Source organism: Pseudomonas sp. Arb-4-2C (assembly GCF_055755015.1).
The window spans coordinates 1,884,721-1,905,404 of record NZ_CM146899.1 but is presented as its reverse complement, the minus strand read 5'-3'; the positions used below and the strand labels follow the sequence as shown (position 1 = coordinate 1,905,404).

Annotated in this window: 19 protein-coding genes; 8 read left to right on the top strand and 11 right to left on the bottom strand. The window is 62.6% G+C overall.

The features are described from left to right. Positions 1-25: 25 nt before the first annotated feature. Both AC0J41_RS08595 and AC0J41_RS08590 read left to right on the top strand, forming a co-directional pair. A complete protein-coding gene (locus AC0J41_RS08595; RefSeq protein WP_025108943.1) occupies positions 26-532 on the top strand; it encodes an RNA polymerase sigma factor in 507 nt (168 codons plus the stop codon). Beyond that, complete coding sequence (locus AC0J41_RS08590) at positions 529-1,284, top strand: anti-sigma factor family protein (RefSeq protein WP_473015174.1); 756 nt, start codon at positions 529-531, stop codon at positions 1,282-1,284. Before AC0J41_RS08595 ends, AC0J41_RS08590 begins: the two co-directional genes overlap by 4 nt. A 120-nt stretch (positions 1,285-1,404) precedes the next feature. Here the strand turns inward: AC0J41_RS08590 and AC0J41_RS08585 are convergent, their stop codons facing one another. From AC0J41_RS08585 to AC0J41_RS08555, 7 genes are all read right to left on the bottom strand, one after another. After that, positions 1,405-2,376 (bottom strand): Csu type fimbrial protein, encoded by a 972-nt coding sequence (locus AC0J41_RS08585; protein ID WP_025108941.1) that lies wholly within the window; start codon positions 2,374-2,376, stop codon positions 1,405-1,407. Next, on the bottom strand, positions 2,373-4,730 hold the full coding sequence (locus tag AC0J41_RS08580; protein WP_473015173.1) for a fimbria/pilus outer membrane usher protein: 2,358 nt from the start codon (positions 4,728-4,730) through the stop codon (positions 2,373-2,375). Before AC0J41_RS08580 ends, AC0J41_RS08585 begins: the two co-directional genes overlap by 4 nt. Positions 4,731-4,954: 224 nt before the next feature. Next, positions 4,955-5,743, bottom strand: a complete 789-nt coding sequence (locus AC0J41_RS08575; protein WP_473015172.1) for a fimbrial biogenesis chaperone — start codon at positions 5,741-5,743, stop codon at positions 4,955-4,957. 33 nt (positions 5,744-5,776) lie between these two features. Continuing rightward, complete coding sequence (locus AC0J41_RS08570) at positions 5,777-6,277, bottom strand: Csu type fimbrial protein (protein WP_473015171.1); 501 nt, start codon at positions 6,275-6,277, stop codon at positions 5,777-5,779. 4 nt (positions 6,278-6,281) lie between these two features. Next, the gene (locus tag AC0J41_RS08565) at positions 6,282-6,818 is read right to left on the bottom strand and encodes a Csu type fimbrial protein (RefSeq protein WP_025108937.1); all 537 of its coding nucleotides are present in this window, start codon (positions 6,816-6,818) and stop codon (positions 6,282-6,284) included. 20 nt (positions 6,819-6,838) lie between these two features. After that, positions 6,839-7,372, bottom strand: coding sequence for a Csu type fimbrial protein (locus tag AC0J41_RS08560; RefSeq protein WP_025108936.1), 534 nt, complete (start codon positions 7,370-7,372; stop codon positions 6,839-6,841). Between the two features lie 105 nt (positions 7,373-7,477). Then, a complete protein-coding gene (locus AC0J41_RS08555) occupies positions 7,478-7,999 on the bottom strand; it encodes a Csu type fimbrial protein (protein WP_473015170.1) in 522 nt (173 codons plus the stop codon). 286 nt (positions 8,000-8,285) lie between these two features. Between AC0J41_RS08555 and zapE the strand changes: the two genes are divergently transcribed. Both zapE and AC0J41_RS08545 read left to right on the top strand, forming a co-directional pair. Beyond that, complete coding sequence (gene zapE / locus AC0J41_RS08550) at positions 8,286-9,407, top strand: cell division protein ZapE (RefSeq protein ID WP_473015169.1); 1,122 nt, start codon at positions 8,286-8,288, stop codon at positions 9,405-9,407. Between the two features lie 214 nt (positions 9,408-9,621). Continuing rightward, complete coding sequence (locus AC0J41_RS08545) at positions 9,622-10,935, top strand: protein kinase (RefSeq protein WP_473015168.1); 1,314 nt, start codon at positions 9,622-9,624, stop codon at positions 10,933-10,935. Positions 10,936-11,047: 112 nt separating this feature from the next. Here AC0J41_RS08545 and AC0J41_RS08540 read toward each other — a convergent pair whose 3' ends face one another. Further along, positions 11,048-11,752, bottom strand: a complete 705-nt coding sequence (locus tag AC0J41_RS08540; protein WP_025108932.1) for a YebC/PmpR family DNA-binding transcriptional regulator — start codon at positions 11,750-11,752, stop codon at positions 11,048-11,050. A 221-nt stretch (positions 11,753-11,973) separates the two neighbouring features. Between AC0J41_RS08540 and AC0J41_RS08535 the strand changes: the two genes are divergently transcribed. Further along, on the top strand, positions 11,974-13,362 hold the full coding sequence (locus AC0J41_RS08535) for a type VI secretion system Vgr family protein (protein WP_473015166.1): 1,389 nt from the start codon (positions 11,974-11,976) through the stop codon (positions 13,360-13,362). Positions 13,363-13,473: 111 nt separating this feature from the next. Here the strand turns inward: AC0J41_RS08535 and AC0J41_RS08530 are convergent, their stop codons facing one another. After that, positions 13,474-14,865 carry an FAD-dependent oxidoreductase gene (locus AC0J41_RS08530; protein WP_473015165.1) on the bottom strand — a complete coding sequence of 464 codons (1,392 nt, stop codon included), beginning with the start codon at positions 14,863-14,865 and terminating at the stop codon, positions 13,474-13,476. Between the two features lie 71 nt (positions 14,866-14,936). After that, positions 14,937-16,262 carry an MFS transporter gene (locus AC0J41_RS08525; protein ID WP_473015164.1) on the bottom strand — a complete coding sequence of 442 codons (1,326 nt, stop codon included), beginning with the start codon at positions 16,260-16,262 and terminating at the stop codon, positions 14,937-14,939. A gap of 270 nt (positions 16,263-16,532) precedes the next feature. Here AC0J41_RS08525 and AC0J41_RS08520 point away from each other — a divergent pair, with 270 nt between their 5' ends. After that, entirely contained in the window at positions 16,533-17,405 is an 873-nt protein-coding gene (locus AC0J41_RS08520) for a LysR family transcriptional regulator (protein ID WP_473015163.1), read from the top strand. Positions 17,406-17,511: 106 nt separating this feature from the next. Here AC0J41_RS08520 and AC0J41_RS08515 read toward each other — a convergent pair whose 3' ends face one another. Further along, positions 17,512-18,372: a LysR substrate-binding domain-containing protein gene (locus AC0J41_RS08515; protein ID WP_473015162.1), complete on the bottom strand. Its 861-nt coding sequence runs from the start codon at positions 18,370-18,372 to the stop codon at positions 17,512-17,514. A gap of 113 nt (positions 18,373-18,485) precedes the next feature. Between AC0J41_RS08515 and AC0J41_RS08510 the strand changes: the two genes are divergently transcribed. Both AC0J41_RS08510 and phnX read left to right on the top strand, forming a co-directional pair. After that, positions 18,486-19,595: a 2-aminoethylphosphonate--pyruvate transaminase gene (locus AC0J41_RS08510; RefSeq protein ID WP_473015160.1), complete on the top strand. Its 1,110-nt coding sequence runs from the start codon at positions 18,486-18,488 to the stop codon at positions 19,593-19,595. A gap of 145 nt (positions 19,596-19,740) precedes the next feature. Beyond that, positions 19,741-20,568, top strand: coding sequence for a phosphonoacetaldehyde hydrolase (gene phnX, locus AC0J41_RS08505; protein ID WP_025108925.1), 828 nt, complete (start codon positions 19,741-19,743; stop codon positions 20,566-20,568). The last annotated feature ends 116 nt before the right edge of the window (positions 20,569-20,684 follow it).

Sequence of the window (20,684 nt, the reverse complement as noted above, 5' to 3'; positions counted from 1 at the left end):
ACAGCGTAGTGACTAGCAGAATTTCATGAGCGAATTCGACGAACAGTTGAGAGAAATCATTCCCAGATTGCGCCGCTTTGCCGTGTCACTGACCCGCAACAGCAGCAGCGCCGACGATCTGGTGCAGGCCAGCCTTGAGCGGGCCCTGTCCGGCTGGGGTGGCAAACGTGCCGACGGCGACGTACGCGCCTGGCTGTTCTCGATCCTCTACCGGCAGTTTCTCGATGCCCATCGCCGTTCCCGCCGTTATGCGCGGATGCTGGAGTTCTTCACCGGCCGCGACGATGCCGAGCCGTCGACCGAGCGCACGGTGATCGCCCAAGCGACCCTGCAAGCCTTCGATCGCCTGCCCACCGAGCAGCGTGCCCTGCTATTGATGGTCTCGGTGGAAGGCCTGACGTACAAGGAAGTCGCCGACATCCTCGACGTCCCCACCGGCACCGTGATGTCACGCCTGTCCCGTGCGCGCCAGGCGTTACGCCAGCTCAGCGACGGCGAAATCAGCAGCCCTTCTTTGCGGATTCTCAAATGATCAGCATGCCCCCCAGCGAGCGCGACCTGCACGCTTACGTCGACCACCAACTCAGCGAAGCCGATCGGCGCGTACTCGACGCCTGGCTGGCCAATCACCCGGACGCAGCCGCGCAGGTTCATGCTTGGCAGCAGGATGCCCAACAATTGCGTGCGGCACTGGGCGGCGCATTGCAGCAACCGGCCAATCCGCACCTGGATCCGGCGTTGATTCGCCAGCGCCTCAAGCGACAGGCGCGGCGTCACCTGGCCAGCGCGGCGGTGTTGCTGATCGCAGTGGGCATCGGCGGTTTCAGTGGCTGGCAGGCGCGGGAGATGACCTTGGTGCGCTCCTCCCTGCTACCGATGACCGACGCCCTGCAGGCCTATCGACTGATCGCTCAGCAAGGGATTTTGCCGGCGGACTACAAGGTCGACTCCGACGGCGACATGCAGCGCTGGCTCGACCGTTATTTCACTCGGGCCAGTCGCCTGCCGGACCTGAAATCCGCTGGATTCGAACCGGTCAGCGGCCGTCTGCTCAGCACCGACGAAGGCCCGGCGGCGATGGTGATGTACGAGGATCGCGGCGGCCACAAGGTCAGTTTCTACGTACGCCCACCGGGGCCGAAGAACACCTTCCTGCCGCGCGGCAGCCGCAGCGATGGTGATCTGCAGGCCGATTACTGGTCCGGTGGCGGGTACAACTATGCGATGGTCAGCCCGACAGATTCGCCAGCGGCAAAACAACTCAAGCAATCAATGCAATTCTGAAAGCGCCTCAAATCCCCTCCAGGAGTGAGCCTGCTCGCGATAGCGGTGTACCCGTCAGATCAGATGTCACTGACAGAAAGCTATCGCAAGCAGGCTCACTCCAACAGGGACTGTGTGAATTCAGAACCCCACGTCGAGCACCACATTGTCCAGATACGTTCCAGCCGGTGGCGTGGTCTGGTCGGTGTAGATCTTCGCATTGTAATTGAAGATCTGGCTCCCGGTGCCCAGACCGTTCCCCGGATTGACCTCGGCGTCGGTGCTGTTGCGACGGGCACTGCCAACACTGCCCCAACGGGTAGTGCCGGCGCTTTTGAAGATGTCGTAGGCCAGATAATTGCTCCCGGAAATCATCCGCCGTCGGCCGCCAACGCTGACCGGGTTTTGCCCGTCGCTCAAACCGACGGTGTAGGCGCTGCCCTTGGTGCAGGCCAGATTGATTGTCTGCCCGGTCACCGGGGTGAAAGCGCTGATCACCGGCGCGCTGCCGAAGGCGATGTTCGGCGCACTGATCGTGCAATCGTTGGACACGGTCAGGTTCACCGTCAACGTGGCAGTGCCGTTGGCGATATCACGCCCGAGACAGATGGCACCGATGCCAATGCCCGAGCAGTAATTCCAGTTCCAGAAAATACTCAGGGTTTCCGTATAGACCCCGGCGGCGACGTTGCTGCCAATGGTCGTGCCCAGGTACAGCGGCACGGTTTTCGGCGTGGTGCCATTGAGCAGCCCCAAGGCGTCGATGATGCCGTTGCGGGCAAAGTCGTAGGCGGTGCCACGGGTCACCGGGTAGCTGGTGCTGTTGTTGGCGTAGATCGTGTAGCCGATGACATCGCCCGTGGGTCCGAGCAGACCGCTCTGGGTCGATGTGATGGTGGCGTAGAAGTGGTCGTTGCTGGTCAGCAGTGACAGCAGCGAGCCGGTGCAACTCAACCCGGCATTGAGCGTGGAACTGGGCTGGGTCGTGGTGCGCACGGCAATCGAACTGATCGAGCCGAACGCCGCCGGCGTGGTGCTGGTCACCGAACACAGGGCCTGCGCTGCCCCCGGCAGCAGCAACACCAGGCACAGACAGATCCGGGCAGCGATCACTGGCACACCAATGGGCCGATCAGCGGCACCTGGCTCTGCTGCATGTCCACGCTGAACTGCGCCTTGCAGGTCTTGCCGTCCGCCAGTGTCACCTGCAACGAGTTCTGCGCCTGCAGGTTTTCCAGGTAGACCAGGCCATCCCAGCCGACTACCGTGCGCGTGCCGCTCTGCTCATGCAGCACGCCCGCGCCAAGCGGCAGTTCTCGTTGCTGCGCGTCCACCAGCACGAGGCTCGCGGCGATCACTCGGGTCAGTGGAAACTCCAGCAAATAGCCACTGCCCCGACGCACGGCAATACGCTGCTCGACATTGGGACTGCGCACATTGGCCGGCAGATTCAGTGGATCGATTTCGTATTTGCCTCGGTAGTAAGCGCTGCTCCACGGCACCAGTAAATGGCCATTCTTGTCGGTCTGACCGACCTGCTGGTTTTCGTAGCGTACCGGAATGTCGGCAAAGCCCTCAGTGCTGACCACCACAAATGCGTCGTCGATACGATTGGCAGCGAACACCTGCCGATCCATCCACACCAGCGAACCACTGGCATCGGCCCAACGGGTTTCGGCGTCTGAGGTGCCGTAGACCCCGGCCTGCAACTGTACCGATTGCAGACGCCAGGTCACGTCGGCCTGTCGATAATCCGCACCATCACCCTTGGCGTACCCCAGATTGAAGCCGACCCCGCCCTCGGTCGGCACCGAACGGCTGTAATTGACCCGTTGCTGACTTTGCCCGGTCTTGCTGCGTTCGCTGCTGATCGCCAGGCTGCCGCGCAGATCGAACGGGATCACCAGTTGCGCCTGCACCGCCCAGTTGCTGTCACCAATCTCGCGGTTGGCCGACAGGTAGAAACTGCTGTTGCGCCACAACGGCTTGCTCCAGCTCAGGTTGAGCAGTCGCGTGCGCGAATCGTCCGCCGCGCGCACGTCGAAATAGCCGGCACCGAGGCTGCCCCAGCGGTCGAGGTTGACGCTCAGGGTCGCCTGTTCGCTACGACGGCTGAGGCTGACGTAAGGGGTATCGATCACGCTCAGGTCGGCATACTGGTCGCGGCGTTGCAGGCGTTGATAGGAAAAGCTGTAGCGCTGGCTGCTGTACTGATAACCGAGGCTCAACTGGTCGCCACCGTCACCTTCGAAACGGCTCTGACTGATGGCGCTGTTGAGTACGCCGAAGTTGCCCAGGCGCAGGTTGCCGCCAATCCCGCCGAGGGTCAGCGAGTCTGCTGCTTCGGCATGGCTTTCCAGGGTGAAACTGTCACTGACGCCATAACGCAGGCTGCCGGAGGTGACGCCGGTGCCGTAGCTGAAGTCCTTCAAACCGTAATCGCGGCGCAACGTACCGGCTGCCACGGAAAAATCGCTCAGGCCTTTTTGCAGCAAACTGCTCGTGACATAGAACGGGACCGTGGTCGACACCTGCCGCCCCAGCGCATCAGTGGTCACCACCACCGCCTCCCCCGCACCGTTGATGAACGGAATGTTGGTCAAGGTGTACGGCCCCGGTTGCAGGTCGGCGCTGCTGGACTTGTAGCCGTTGATGAACAGATCCACCGACGACGGCACCGCCGCTTCACCGGCAAACTGCGGCAGTGGATAGGTCACCAGATCCGGGCGCACGGCGAAGTCCCGCGAGAACTGCACGCCGCCCAGACGCACCGAGTTGCTCCAGGGCAAGGCGCCGCTGATCACGTCGCCGCCCTCGTAAGTGAGCATTCGTTCGTCATCGGAGTAGCGCCAGGTGGTGTCGTAGCGCAGATAGCCATTGTCGAGCGTGCTGACCGAGTCACCCGACAAGGTGCGCCGGTACTGCCCGGTGTTGGACAGCGTGCCCCAGCTGTCGAACAGTCGCACCTCGTTCCATGCCGCCAGATAGGTGCCGGCATCGTCGGTGTCGTTGAGGTACAAGTCATAGTTGAACAGTGCGCCGAAGCTGCTCAGGGCCGGGGTGCGCGGATAGTTCTGACGGTTGCCGATGAACTGGTCCGGCAGCCACTGCGGCGGCACCTCCAGCAGCAGGCGCTGGCCGACGCTGTCGTATTCGCTGTGCAGCCCCGGCAGACCGTCGAGGTCGACGTCTTCACCGCTGCTGTCTGGCAGCGTCATCCCGGTTTCACGCAACGCGGTAGCCGGCAGGAACAGATGCCCGTCACGCTGCTGCACCGCCACCACCCGCCCGGTGTTCATCTGATTGACCACCAATTCCAGAAACAGCTGTGCATCACTCACGGCCTCCATGCCGCTGGGAGGCGGCGGCAGTTCCCCGGCCCCGGATGGTTGAACGAACATCAGGCACCACGCGCCGGTCATGAGCCACAACGGACGCTGAATACGGCGAGCCCATCCCGGGCTCATACACGCTTTACGTCCGTCAATGGACTGAATCCTCCTGATACCACTGCCCTCTACAAGAGGCTGATCACCTCATTGTGGCGAGGGTGCTTGCCCCCGTGGGGCTGCGAAGCGCCCTTGCTTTTACCCACGCCACTGAGTGGCGCGTATCACAACTGCAGCGCCGTTGGACGGGGGCAAGCTCATGCGCCACAGAATCACTTAACGAGCACTGCTCGGCCCGGCCATTACTTCGCTGGCGCAATACTCTGCACCTGCGCTCCGCCATTGACCCGCACCTGCAGCGCCGACTCGCCGGCCAGCGGCCCGGGTGCCGGCCAGCGCATCGCCGCGCCCGGCAGCACGTAACCCAACAGCCCCTCGGCCACTGGCTTGCTCTGTCCACCCTGTTTGAGCACCACGTCGGTCAGCCGCGCATGCACCGCGCCCTGGTTGCGCACTTCGACATAAGGCCGACCGTCGACCGCCACCGTGCGCCAGCTCAACTGTGGCAGACCGATCCCCTTGGGATCACGTGGACGGGTGGTGTCTTCCTTGCTCCACAGCCCCGCGCCGTAGGCAAACAACGGCACCGAATAACGCATCTGGAAGCGGATCGCAGCCGCAGTCTTGCCGCCCTCGGCAGCAGGCGGCTGAGCGGAAGGGATTTCGTCGATGATGATCCGGTAGGCCAGTTCCTGCCCCGGCGGCACGTCCTTGGTTCGGGTCAGGCGCACCAGTTGCTTTTGGCCCGGCTCGATCTTCGCCACCGGCGGACTGCCGATCACGTCGCGCTGGTTCTGGTATTGCTCTTCAAAGCCACTCTGGCTCCAGCCGAATACGCGGATCTGCAGGTTGGCGGTTTCCGTACCGCGGTTCTCCAGCCACAGCGCACTGGCCTGTTGATCGGCTTCCAGCACCGGATCGATCGGCCAGATCAGCACCGAACTGGCGGCCTGCGCACTGCCGGTTCCGAGCATGACCAACGCCAACATCGCGTACTGCACACACCCATGCCGTGACGTAACTGCCCCCATGAACCTGCTCCTTGTCGGCCATTCAAATTCGCCTCACCACGACAGTTGCACCTGCAACACGTCGCTGTACGCCCCCCCAGGCTGATTGCCCGGCAATTGCACCTGACCGTAAATCGGCAGGCTGATGTTGTTCGCATCGCTGTAGGCCACCGCCACACTCTGGCCAATGCCCAGGCTCTGGCTGTAAGCCGCATCGCGAAACAGCGCGTATGCCACCCGCGCACTGCCGCTGTTGAGCTGCATGTGACGGCCACTGCTGTTGTACTGACCACCATCGACGCTCATGTTCAGCGTCACTCCCGGTGTGCATTGCAGTTGTACGCCTCCGGTCAGCGCCACTTTCACGGTGCCGGTGGAAAGCGCCGAATTCGAGCCAAAATTCAGCCCGCCATAGTTCGATACCCCGCCGACCACCAGGCACCCCGGGGTGATGGTGGCGCTGACCTGAAAGCTCTGACTGGTCGCCGCTGCGACGGGAATTGGCACACTGCCCGCACAGAGCAGGAACAGCGCGACGCAGCCATGGCGGCGCATGGCATCAGAATGTCAGTTCAACAGCGACGGTGTCGGTGTACGTCCCCGCCGGCAACCCGGCCTTGCCCACTGCCTGACCATAGAGGTTCACCGTTTGCGCCACACCGGTGCTGGTTGCCAGGTTGATCGTCCCGTCAATCGGCAGCAGCGTCGAATGCCCGGCATCGGTGTAGAAGTCGTACGGCACGTAGTTGGCGACACCGTCGTACAGCGCACGAGCGCCACCCGGCGATTGTCCGTCGTGAGCGCCGGCGCGAACTTTGACCACCGGTGTCGTGCCGCTGGAGCAAAGAATCGACAGCGCGCCGCCGCCACCGCCCAATACCTGACCACTGGCGGTGGTGAACAGGCTGTTGGCGGTGCCGAAGTTCAGGGCACCGAAGTTCAGCCCGGTGGAACCACCGGCGCCATTGACCTGACAGCTGCTGATCAGGGTCAGACTGGCAGTGATCTGGCCGGTGACAGTGGTGGCGGCGTTGACACTGGAAACCAGCGTCAGGCCAAGCAACGACAAACCAATCCTTGATGCAAACTTGCGCATGGTGTCCGTCCTCTACGGGGTTACCAGTCGAGCGTCACTGTCAGCGTGTCGGTATAGACACCTGCCGGTACCGCGCGGGTATTCGCCACCACCGAGCCAAATACCGGAATCGGTATCTGCGCACCGCTGGTGACAGCGAAATTGTGTTGTTGGCCGATGCTGTAACGCTGGCTGCCCGAGGCGTCCAGGAACAGCTGATAAGGCAGGGTCTGGCGCCCGTTGCTCAGGCGGCGAGTGGTGCCGTCACCGTGGGAGCCGCCGTCGATGGAGACGGTGAATCCGGTGACCGAAGGATTGCAGGCGACATTCAGCTTGCCGCTGCTGTCACCGTCGAGACTGGCCTTGATCGGTGCGGTCCAGGTCGGCCCCTGCTGACCGAAATCGAGGGTACCCAGATTGCTCACGGGGATTGCCGGCGTGGCGCTGTTGGTGACTTCGCAGCCGGCGATCAGGATCAGCCGCGCATGTATCTGCCCACTGACCGCCGCCTGTGCGTCTTCAGCGAGCAACAGCAGCGTGCCTGTGGCGATGACCATCCAGTGCTTGCCTGTCATTGCGCCCGTCCCTACTCCTTCAGGATGCTTGCGAACCTTGCGTTCATCATTGAACGCCCCTTCCCTGCGCAAACCGCCTCCAGCGGAATGCCTGAAATCCTGCCGTCACCAGGTCACGGTGACCTTGACCAGATCCGAATAGCGGCTGACTTGCGGCACCTGCGCCAGACGCTCGATGCGTGCGTACAGCGGCAGTTCCACGGTGCCGGTGTCCGGCACCCGGCCGCTGAGCGGCACGTCGACCACCAGCGGCACCCGGCGCGCCGCGTCCTGATACAAGCGATACGGAATCGGCTTGCTCCCCGCCGCCCCCGCCATGTAACGAACCTCACCGACACCACCATGCAAGCCACCGTCGACACGCAACTGATACGGCGTGTCGGGGTTGCACTCCAGGCGTGGCAACCGTTGGTTGGTCAGCGCCGCACTCAACGGCCCGGCCGGGTCGTCGAGACGCGCAGTGCTGCCGAAATCCAGCACGCCCAGTTGTTCAATACCCGCCTCACGTTGCTGGCCGACCAGTTGGCATCCACGCTGCACGTCAACACGGACTTCGACCTGAAGATCCGCCGCGTACACCAAGCCGCCAAGCAACCCGAGCAAGCCCACCACCACACGTGCAATCACTGTCCCATTCCTTGTGAGGGAACACCTGGATGACGTTACTGTGTTTCAGGTTAGCAACGGTCGACGAATCCGCCAGTCGATTGGATCCATCGAACTGTCGGGATATGTTTCGAAAGGTTGGCAACAAGGCGAATTACATCGCTGAAAATTGCTGTACGTACCGCACAATGCTGTTCAGTTATCGCCCACTGTCGACGAGCCGCGATGGCAGGCTGCTGCAGCCTCTGGTTACACTACGTCGCCGCGCTCCCGGGAGCCGGTCTGATGAACACGGAGTGACCGCACTGTGCCCTCTCGAGCGCCCAAACGATCGCCACTGACCCAACGCTGGTCGGCGCTGCGCCGCTGGCTCGCCAATGGCCGGCCGGGCAACTGCGGGCATGACGCCAGTGGCCAAGCAATCCGTGATTACTTTCGCCACAAGGCCCATGGCCAGGGTTACACCCTCAGCCACAGCCAACAGCGGGTGATCGACTGCATGGCGCAACAGGCCAGCCAGTTGTTCGGCGCCCGCGCGCAAACGCCAGTGAGCCTGTACCTGCACGGCGCGGTCGGACGCGGCAAGAGCTGGCTGCTCGACGGCTTCTTCCAGGCGCTGCGGACTGCGCAGAAACAACGGGTGCATTTCCATGCGTTCTTTGCCCGACTGCATAAGGGCATGTTCAACCACCGTGAACATGACGATGCCCTCGCCGTTACCCTCGACGAGTTGCTGGACGATTGCCGGGTGCTGTGTTTCGACGAATTTCATGTGCATGACATCGGCGATGCGATGCTCATCACCCGACTGTTCAAGGCCCTGTTCCAGCGCGGCATCCTGTTGCTGGTGACCTCCAACTATCCGCCGGAAGGTTTGCTGCCCAATCCGCTCTATCACGCTCGTTTCAAGCCGGTGATCGACCTGATCAACGCACGGATGCAAATCATGGAGGTCGGCGGCCCGCTCGATTACCGCAGTCACGCGAGCAACCACGCGCACCAACTGTTCACTCAGGGCCACTATGTATGGCCGGCCACACCGACACAGCGCCAGACCCTGAACCTGCCCCCCGAGGGTGCCCCGGCCATTGCATTGGCGGTCGGCAGCCGGCACGTTCAGACGCGCCTGTGCGATGGCCGCCGGGTCGCTTTCACCTTCGACGATCTGTGCGAGCAACCGACGGCAGTGATGGACTATCTGGAGCTGTGCCGGCGTTTCGACCAGTGGATCATCGACGATCTGCCGGAACTGGATGAATGCTCGATCGCCGCGCAACAGCGCTTCATCAACCTGATCGACGTGCTTTACGACCAGGACAAACACCTGACCCTGCTCAGCCGCTTGCCGCTGCGCGAGGCCCTTGGCGGCAACGCCATCGACCTCGCTCGCACGCGCAGCCGTTTGGGGCAGTTGCAGGAAATCCACTGACCCTGGAGATCCCTTTTCGTGGAAGCGGGCTGCTCGCGAAAGCGGAGTGTCAGCGACGGATTACTGACTGACAGTACGCCTTCGCGAGCAAGCCCCCTCCCACAGGGATTGCGGAGTTATCGAGGGTCAGATCAGTGCAAATCCAGCCATTGCCGTTATCATGTCGCCCATTCCAGGCGCCTGGCGCTTCTTTCCCTTGATAGTGACCACCTTCATGCACACCCTTGCTCAATTGCGCGCCGGCGAGTTGTCGGGCATCACCCGGTTGGACCTGTCCTGCGGACTGACCGAGTTTCCCCGGGAAATTTTCGAGCTGGCCGATACGCTGGAGGTGCTCAACCTCAGCGGCAATGCCTTGAGCAGCCTGCCGGACGACCTGCATCGGCTGACGAAGATGCGCATTCTGTTTTGCTCGGACAACCACTTCACCGAGGTACCGGCCTGCGTCGGTCAATGTGCGGCGCTGACGATGATCGGCTTCAAGGCCAACCGCATCAGTCACGTGCCGGGCGCAGCCCTTCCGCCGCTGTTGCGCTGGTTGATCCTGACCGACAACTGCATCGAAACCCTGCCGAGCGAACTGGGCGAGCGCCCCTATCTGCAAAAATTGCTGCTGGCCGGCAATCGCCTGCAAGCGCTGCCGGCGTCCATGCACCAATGTCATCGCCTGGAGCTGATCCGCATCGCCGCCAACCAGATGCGCGAACTGCCGCAGTGGCTGCTGACCCTGCCGAGCCTGACCTGGCTGGCGTATGCCGGCAATCCGCTGGAAACCGAAGCCGACGCCGCCGCACTGGAGGCCACGCCGCTGATCGACTGGTCGCGGCTGCGTCTGGAACAACGTTTGGGCGAAGGCGCTTCCGGGGTGATTTCCCGGGCGCTGTGGCAGCGCACCGAACACTCGGCGGTGCCGGTCGCGGTGAAGCTGTACAAAGGTGAAATGACCAGCGACGGTTCGCCGCTGCACGAAATGAACGCCTGCATCACCGCCGGCCTGCACCCGAACCTGATCCGTGTGGAGGGCCGCATTCAGGGACATCCTGACGGGCAACAGGGGCTGGTGATGCAACTGATCGACCCGAGCTTTCGCAACCTTGCGGCACTGCCAAGCCTGGCGAGCTGCTCGCGGGATGTTTACAGCGAGGATTGCCGGTTCAGTGCCGAGGTCGCGTTGAACATTGCCCGAGGCATCGCGTCGGCGGCCGAGCACCTGCATCAACAGGGCATCACTCACGGTGATCTCTACGGGCACAACATCCTGTTGAACGATCAGGGCGATTGCCTGCTGGGGGATTTTGGCGCGGCGTCGTTCCATGCCACGACCGACAATCTGGAAACACAGGCGCTGCAACGCATCGAAGTACGGGCGTTCGGGGTTCTGCTCGGCGAATTGCTGGCGCGCATCGACGCGGGGTTGAGTGTCGAACGGCGCAAGGTACTGGAGGATCTGGAACGGCGTTGCTGCCAGGCGGATGTGCTGGCGCGACCGGGGTTCAGCGAAGTGATTGAGGTGCTGGAGCGGCTGTGACCGTTGCGCGGTCAATCGCGAGCAGGCTCGCTCCCACAGGGGATTTGTGAACGCCACAGATCCAGTGTGGGAGCGAGCCTGCTCGCGAAGACGGTATCAGTGACTCAGCCGATCAACCTGCCAGACCGACAAACATGTCCTGCACGTCATCGTGGTTGTCGAGGCCTTCGAGGAACGCTTCGACTTCAGCCATCTGCTCGGCGCTCAGTCCGCTGACCGGGTTCTTCGGCTGGTAGCCGAGTTTCGCCGACAGCACGGTGAAGCCTTGCTCAGGCAGCGCTTTCTGCACAGCGTCGAGGTCGGTCGGATCGGTCAGGAACAGGGTCGCGCCCTCTTCAGCCGGTTCGAAGTCCTGGGCACCGGCCTCGATCGCGGCCATTTCCGGGTCGGCGTCCGGAGTATCCGGCGACGCTTCGATCATGCCGACGTGGTTGAAGTCCCAGGCCACGGAACCGGAAGCACCCAGTTGACCCTTGCGGAATGCCACGCGGATTTCCGCGACGGTGCGGTTGATGTTGTCGGTGACGCACTCGACGATCAACGGAACCTGATGCGGCGCGAAACCTTCGTAGGTCACACGGTGGTATTGCACGGTTTCGCCCAGCAGACCGGCGCCTTTTTTGATGGCGCGGTCCAGGGTTTCCTTGGGCATCGAGGCTTTCTTGGCCTGTTCGACCACCAGACGCAGGTGTGCGTTGGTGGCGGTATCGGCACCGTTGCGGGCAGCGATGGTGATTTCTTTCACCAGTTTGCCGAAGATCTTGCCCTTGGCGTTGGCTGCCGCTTCTTTGTGTTTAACCTTCCACTGTGCGCCCATTACTCACTCTCTTGATCTGTGGCGCCGAGACATCTATTGGCCGACGCGTGGCGCCAAGTTTATACGGCCTAAAGTCGGCAATCGACCAAAAAAATGCATTGTTGAATCGACATCTTCACCACACCTTGTAGGGCGATTCTGAAAAACCCACTGGCCATGACCATTCGTGCTCGCGTTTTCGTACCCTCTGCCGTCCGTACTGCCCCACAGAGCCCGTATGCATGCTCAATGATCAGCAAAGCCCGTTCACCCTGACCCTGACCGACGGCCCACTGTGCCTGCCGGTGCTGCGTTTCAGCGGCACGGAAGCACTCAACCAGCCTTTTCGATTCGAGATTGACGTGATCGGTCTGGCCCCGGCCCTGCCTCCAGGCAGCCTGCTGCACCAACCGGCATATTTGCGCCTGGGCACCGATCACGGAATTCACGGCCTGATCCACAGCGTCAGTTGCGAGCACCGCGCCAGCCACCGGATCGGCTATCGGCTGATTCTGGTTCCGCAGCTGCTGGGGCTGGCGCAGGCGCCGCGGCGCCGGGTCTTCGTGCAATCGAGCGTACCGGCGATCCTCGCCCAGATACTTGGCGAGCACGGGCTGACTTCAGACAACTACCGGATCGAGATGAGCGTCGGCCATTACCCGCCTCGGCCGTTTTGCATTCAATACGAGGAAAGCGATCTCGCCTTGCTGCAACGCCTGTGCGAGGAGGAAGGCATTCACTATCACTTCGAACATCGCCCGGATGGCCACGTAGTGGTGTTTGCCGATGACAACCTGAGCCTGCCCCAGGAGCCGCTGCCGCTGCCGTTCGCCGGCGCTGACGATACCTCCTCACCTCGCCTCAGCACACTTTTTCAGCGCCATGACGCGACACCGTTCATGCCCGCACAGGGCATTCGCAACCGGGGCCAGCAGGTGATTGCCGAAGACGCGGCCAATCACCCCGTGCCCACACTTGTCCCCTTGCAACTGTCGGGCGCACAGCGCCACGCCGAACAACGCAGCCGTCGCCACTTGCAGCGCCAACGCTGCCAGTCCCGCTCGATCCAGGGGCGCAGCGATTGCAGCGCACTGCGCAGCGGGCACCTGCTGCAGATCAACGGGCACCCGATCAATGCGTTCAACGAGCAATGGCTGATCACCGAGCTTCAGCATCAAGGCCAGCACCCCTCGATCCTCGATCCGACAACCAATGTGCATCACTACCACAACGATTTCAGCGCCCTGCCCTGGTCCACCGACTTTCGCCCGCCGCTGGTACAGCCACGTCCGAATATTGGTGGCTATTTCTTGGCACGGGTGGTGGGTTCGCCCGGTCAGCCCGCGCAACTGGATGATCTGGGGCGCATCGCTGTCAACTTGTGGCCTGCGCAGACTGAGGATGTTGATTGTCTGTGGTTGCCGATTGCGCTGACCGGCGCCAATGGCCGCCTCGCCGCCCACGAACTGCCCCACGCCGGCAGCGAAGTATGGGTGAGTTTCCTCGACGCCGATCCGGATCGACCGATCCTGTGCCTCGCCAACCCGCGCCCAGCGCCACCGCGTGAAACTGCGCCAAACCGCGACAGCAGCCTGTTACTCGACTGGCTGCTCAACAGCGCCGATCCGTAGCCGCTCCATACAGTGGATTCGAGTACACCTGCCGGAAACCGGTTGGCCGCTTTCGCGAGCAAGCCCGCACAGTGGGTTCGGGTACATCAGCAATGGATTTTCCCGGTGCATTCAACCCTTGTCAGCCTTACCCGCCGCCGCCGCAAACTTCGCCAGACGCACGTCCAGATGCCGCGGCCGACGCCCATGATCTTCGGCACGCTCCTTGCGGCGAATGGCGTTGCGCACCATCAACGACCCCAGATAACGGATCGGCTCCGGCGGGAAATACCCCAGCGGCCCGTTGACCAATGGCGAGCGCGTCCAAGGGTTGTCGAGCCCCTGCACCAGCGAGGCAAGAATCTGCCCGCCCATATGACACGGACCGACGCCACTGCCGGAATAACCGAAACCATAAAACACATTGCCACTGGCGCTCATCTGCCCGAAAAACGGTAAACCGGTGACCGAGCGATCGGACGGCCCGTTCCATGTCGCATCCACTTTTACCTCGGCAAACGCCGGGAAGAAGTCGCCAAGGCTGTGCTTGAGCAACCCGGCATACGGCGAAGGCTGATCGAACACCGGCAGCATCCGCCCGCCATAAGCGAAGGTGTTGCCGCCCTTGCCGAGCATGATCCGGCCGTCCGGGGTGTTGTGGTAGTAGTGCACGAAAATCCGCGAGTCGAGCACGGTGACGCCACTGGTCAAACCGATTTCCTGCAGCAGATCCGGACGCGGTTCGGTGATCAGCATGTCGCTGGAAACGATCGCCACGCTGCGCTCGAACTGCGGGAACGCCCGAGCCATCCACGCGTTCATCGCCAGCACCACTCGGTCGGCGATCACCCAGCCATTGGCGGTGTGGATTCGCGCCGGACGGCCTTCTTCCAGACCGGTCATCGCCGTGTTTTCGTGGATCTTCACGCCCAGTTGCAACGCCACCCGACGCAGCCCGCGCACCAGTTTGCCCGGTTGCACACTGGCTGCCGCCGGCGAGAACCAGCCTTCCAGATGCTTACTCGAACCGGCCATGCGCTGCACGTCGGCCACCGGGCGCTGCGTGAAGGAGTTGATGCCATTGCGCTCCAGCGCCGCGATCACCGCGTCGGTCGAGCCGACCTGCGCCTTGTTGGTCGCGGTGTACAGCGTGCCGTCGAGGCGGTAATCGGCATCGACGCCGTACTGTTCGCAGAACGCGCCGATGGCGTGGATGCTGCGCTCGGATTCCTTGACCAGGCGCACCGCTTCCTCGACGCCGAACAGGCGCTCCAGGGTGAAATACTTGGCTGACCACGACAGCGCACACCCACCGTTACGCCCACTGGCACCGGCGCCGCAGATGTCGGCTTCGATCAGCAGCACGTCGAGTTCAGGGTTCTGCTGCTTGAGCATGATCGCCGTCCACAACCCGGTGTAGCCGCCGCCGACGATGCACACGTCGGTGCGCACTTCACCTTGCAGTGGCGGGCAAAGCGAGGATGGATCAGCCTGCAAGGCTTGCTCGAGCCAAAACGGTCTCATGGGATTCTCCAGTCATACGGCCACGCCACAGCCTGCCGCGAACACCGCAGCAGGCCGCGAGGCCAAGGGTTTCAGGAACGCAGCGGTTTGATTGTCAGCGGGCAATTGGGAATGGACGCGCGCGGCTCCATCACCCCGACCGGGCGGCTGTTCCAGTGCGGAATCAGCACCAGCGCCGAGAACAATGCGCAGCCAGCGAAGACGATGAACACCGTCACCGAATCGAAGTAACCCGGCAGCAACCCGCCGAGCACCGCGCCGACCGAGCCGCAACCGTTGACGAACCCGGCCGCCGTGGCACCGGCCTTGGCCTTGCCAAAATCGATGGCAGCGGCACCGCTGATCATCGAGTCCGGCCCGTACAGGGTCAGGCCCATGACAAACAGCAGCGCCACCACCAGCATCACGCTGCCGGTGTGTAGCGCACCCATGAACAGCGCCAGGGTCACGGTCAGCGCCAGCAGGCTGAGCACGCAGGCTGGCATGCGCCGGGCGCCGAACAGTTTGTCCGAGGCCATGCCGATCATGATCGGCCCGAGCAACCCGGCCAGCTCGAACGAAGTGGGAATGATCGCCGCGCCGACCTTGCCGACACTCGGCATCTGTTCGAAGACGATCACCGGCCCCCACAGCAGAATCGCGTAACGCGCCGGTTTCAACATGAAGTACGCCAGGCCCAGCACCAGCACCGTGCGGTTGCGCAGGATTTCCTTCAACGGCTCCCAGACGCTGAGTTTGCTGTTGGCTGCGGTTTCTTCTGCGCTCAATTCCGGCTCCGGCTCTACCGCCGGCAGGCCGACGTCTTCCGGTTTGTTGCGTTGGAAGATAAAGAACAGCACCGCCACCGCCGCCACTACCGCTGCGCTGGAAATGAACGCCGCGTGCCAGGTGCCCATCAGCGTATACGCCCACCAGCCGGCGAACGGCGAGGCGACCAGACCACCAAACGCGTAGCAGGAACTCCACAAACCGAGCACGCGCCCGCGCTGTTCGGCGGGGAAGAAACTGCCGAGGTTTTTGCACAACCCCGACCACCCGGTGGACTGCGCCAGCCCCTGGATCAACATGCACGTGGCGAAGATCGGCAGCGTGGCGAAACTGCCCATCACCAACGCGGCACCAGCGGAAATCAACAAGCCGCCGAGCACCACGACCCGCGGGCCAAAGCGGTCGGCGAGCATGCCCCAGGTGAATTGACCGATGGCGTAGGCCGCCAGATAGATTGCGTCGAGGTTGGCCATGGCCATCTTGTCGAGCATGAAGGTCGGGTCTTCGGCGATGCCCAGTTTGGCCACCGAAAAGGCTTTGCGGGTGAAGTAGAAAGCCGCGTACGCGAGCCAGGTGACAGCGAAGATCTGCATGCGCCAACGCGCAATGGTGCCGATGTGCTTGTTCATTGTGGTTCTGACCTCAGGGTGTGAGTGTGCCGGCAGAATCGTTGAGTAAACGCCTGTGTTTTTTATTGTTGAGCACTGCGCTATCGCCCCCATCCCTATGGCGATAACGGTCAGATGAGTCCTGTTGATGCACGCCCAGGCTCATCGCCAGCGTTGCTGCCCGAACGGGCAGTCAGCGCTGGCGTGAGCGGATCAAAGCAATTACTGTTTAATAAATAAAATCGATTTATCGTATTTCACACATAAGCTCAGCTTGTTACTGGAGTCACGATGTCTGTCTCCCACGCCCAGCTCAAAGCCTTCCACGCCGTGGCCGTGCATGGAAGCTTCACCAAAGCCGCCGAACGGCTTTTCCTCACCCAACCAGCGATTTCCGACCAGGTGCGCAAGCTCGAAGAACGCTTCGGCGTGTTGCTGTTTCACCGCAATAAACGTTCGGTGCGCCTGACCGATCTCGGTGAGCGCCTGTTGGCAATCACCCAGCGGTTGTTTGTGATTGAGGCCGAGGCGCAGGAACTGCTGCAGGAATCACAGGCCCTGCAGACCGGCAGCCTGATCCTCGCGGTCGACGCCCCGGTGCACGTGCTGCCGCAGATTGCGCGGTTCTGCGAGCGCTACCCGGGAATCAGCGTAAAGATCGAGACCGGCAACACCGATGAGTCGCTGTTTCGCCTGTTCAACTATCAGGCCGATCTGGCGCTGCTCGGGCGCGATGTCAGTGATGAGCGCCTGCTCTGCGTGCCGCTGCGCAACGACCCGATGGTGGCGTTCGTCTCGCGCCATCACCCATGGGCCGAGCGTGAGTCGATCTGCCTGGCGGATCTGGATGACACGCCGCTGGTGCTGCGCGAGCACGGCTCGGTGACCCGACAGACGCTGGAAGAGGAAATGGCGCGGGCCGGATTTCGCATTCGTCCGGCGATTCAGGTCGAGGGCCGGGAGGCGGCGCGCGAGGCGGTGGTGGTAGGAATTGGTGTGGGGGTGGTGTCGGCGGCGGAATTTGGTGCCGACTCGCGGGTGTGCGCGTTGCCGATCACCGATTGCACCCGGCGTTTGACCGAGACCCTGGTGTGCTTGCGTGAGCAGAGCTCGCGGCGGGTGGTGGCGACATTCCTCGATATGGTTCGCGAGAGTCTGGTGTGAACAGTTCTGGCCCCTTCGCGAGCAGGCTCGCTCCCACATTGGTCTTGCGGCACATACAAATCCCCTGTGGGAGCGAGCCTGCTCGCGAAGGACGCACCACGGTGTATCAGGCCGGCGCCAGACCAAAAAACGCCTGAATCAGACGCAGCTCCCGCCGCCGCTCCATGCACCCGATCATGTGCCGATTGACCAGCCCGTCCCCGACAATCGGAATCGCCACCACCCGTGGGTCATGACTGACTTCCACCGATGACACCACGCCCACCCCCAGTTCAGCTGCCACCGCCTCGGTCACCGCCTCGCGGCTGTCCAGTTCCAGCAACACTCGCGGATTGACCGCCGCCTGCGCGCACGCCTGATCAAACGTGCGCCGGGTAATCGAACCCGGCTCACGCAGGACCATGATCACCTGATCCAGCTCCCTGAGCCGCACCTCGCCAGCGCGCTGCGCCCAAGGATGCGTCGCGGGCACCAGCGCGCAGATCCGCGATTCGCTCAAGGCTTGCAGGTGCAGGCCCTTGCGCGGTTCGACTTCGGTCAGCACCGCCACATCGGCGTGCTCCGACAACAACGCGGCGAGAGTTTCCTGGGCATTGCCCAGTCGCAGGTTCACCGTGATCCCTGGATACCGCGCGCGCAGGCTCGCGAGCATCGGCATGACCATGTGCGGGCCGTCTGCCGCCACTTCCAGGCGCCCGGTGAGCAATTGGCGGTTGGCTTCGAGCAGGGTCTGCGCTTCCTCGGCCAGACCGAACATGGCCCGAGTGATCGCCGCCAGTTTGATGCCCTCCTCGGTCAGCTCCACGCGTCGCGCGGTACGCCGTAACAAGGTGATCTGGTAATGCTCCTCCAGCGCTTTGATGTGCCCGGTGACCGCCGGCTGGCTGATGAACAACCGCGCGGCGGCGCGGGTGAAGCTACCTTCCCGGGCCACGGCGTCGAAGGCGCGCAGCTGGAACAGATTCATGAATAACCCTCACTGATGGCTGGCATAACAACAAACAATTTGATTGATGCGACGCTCAATTGCAACGTATGCCCCGTAGCTTCATCCCACAGCGCTATCGCGAGGACACACGAATGAGTACTGCCGCACCCATCCTGCTCACTCCCGGCCCGTTGACCACCTCGGCCCGCACCCGCCAGGCAATGATGGTTGACTGGGGGTCATGGGATGACCGCTTCAACCAACTGACCGCCAGCCTTTGCGAACAATTGCTGGCGATCCTTGACGGTGCCGCCACTCACCATTGCGTGCCGTTGCAGGGCAGCGGCACTTTCGCTGTCGAAGCGGCCATCGGCACGCTGGTGCCGCGTGACGGCAAAGTCCTGGTGCTGATCAACGGCGCCTACGGCAAGCGTCTGGCGAAGATCTGCGAAGTGCTCGGGCGCTCGTTCAGCACCTTCGAAACCGCTGAAGACGAACCGACCACCGCCGCTGACGTCGACCGTCTGCTGCGCGCCGATGGCGACATCACCCACGTCGCGCTGATCCACTGCGAAACCAGCACCGGTATCCTCAACCCGCTGCCGGAAATTGCCGAGGTTGTGGCGCAACACGGCAAGCGCCTGATCATCGACGCCATGAGCTCCTTCGGCGCATTGCCGGTGGATGCGCAAAAGGTGCCGTTCGATGCGCTGATCGCCGCTTCGGGCAAGTGCCTGGAAGGCGTGCCGGGGATGGGCTTCGTGTTCGCTCGCAAGGAATCGCTGGCTGCAGCGGCCGGCAATTCGCACTCGCTGGCGATGGACCTGCATGACCAGCACGCCTATATGCAGAAGACCGGCCAGTGGCGTTTCACCCCGCCAACCCACGTGGTCGCCGCGCTGCACGAAGCGTTGCTGCAATACAACGAAGAAGGTGGCCTGCCGGCGCGCCATGCACGTTACGCCGCCAACTGTCAGGCACTGATGGAAGAAATGGGCAAGCTGGGGCTACGCAGCTTCCTGCCGGCCGCGATCCAGGCGCCGATCATCGCCACCTTCCATGCCCCGCGGGACCCGCGCTACCAGTTCAAGGATTTCTACGAGCGGGTCAAGGCCAAGGGCTACATCCTCTACCCCGGCAAACTGACCCAAGTCGAAACCTTCCGCGTCGGCTGCATCGGCCACGTCAGCCCGGACGAAATGCGCCAGGCCGTGGCGGCAGTGGGTGAAGTGCTGCGCGAGATGGAAGTGCTGGAAATCTGACCCACACCAAAAATCCCTTGTGGGAGCGGGCTTGCTCGCGAAGGCGTCGTGTCAGCCGCCATCAATGTTGAATGTGCCAGCGCATTCGCGAGCAAGCCCGCTCCCACCATTTTGAATTGCATTGCCAACTCAGGAATTGATTGCCATGAACTATGTAAACCCAAACAAACTGCAAGCCGCCATCCTCGACTGGGCCGGCACCGTGGTCGATTTCGGCTCGTTCGCGCCAACCCAGATCTTCGTCGAAGCCTTCGCCGAGTTCGACGTTCAGGTCTCCATCGAAGAGGCCCGTGGCCCGATGGGCATGGGCAAGTGGGACCACATCCGCACCCTGTGCGACCAACCGCAGGTCGCCGAACGTTATCGCAAAGCGTTCGGCCGCACCCCGACCGACGATGACGTGACCGCGATCTACAACCGCTTCATGCCGCTGCAGATCGAGAAGATCGCCGAACACTCGGCGTTGATTCCCGGCGCGCTGGAAACCATCGCCAACCTGCGCCAGCAAGGGATCAAGATCGGTTCCTGCTCCGGCTACCCGAAACAGGTGATGGACAAGGTCGTGGCCCTCGCCGCCACCAACGGCTACGTCGCCGACTATGTTGTCGCCACCGACGAAGTGCCGAACGGTCGCCCATGGCCGGCTCAGGCCCTGGCCAACGTGATCGCGCTGGGCATCGACGACGTCGGCGCCTGCGTGAAGATCGACGACACCGTGCCGGGCATTCTCGAAGGCCGCCGTGCCGGGATGTGGACCGTGGCGCTGATCTGCTCGGGCAATGCGCTGGGCCTGGATTACGCCGGCTACCGCGCGCTGGGCAGCGACGAACTGGCCAGCGAGCGCGAGCGCATCCACGCGCTGTTCGCCAGTTCGCGCCCGCACTACATGATCGACACCATCAGCGATTTGCCGGAGGTGATTGCCGACATCAACAAACGCCTGGCCAAGGGTGAAATGCCGCAATCGAGCTGATCGCGCCACTTACGCAGTTCGTTGCAGCACTAAAAAACGCCAGAGTCTTTATGACACTGGCGTTTTTTCATGAAAAAGCAGCAGAACCCCTGATTCAGCGCATTGAAAGACCGATC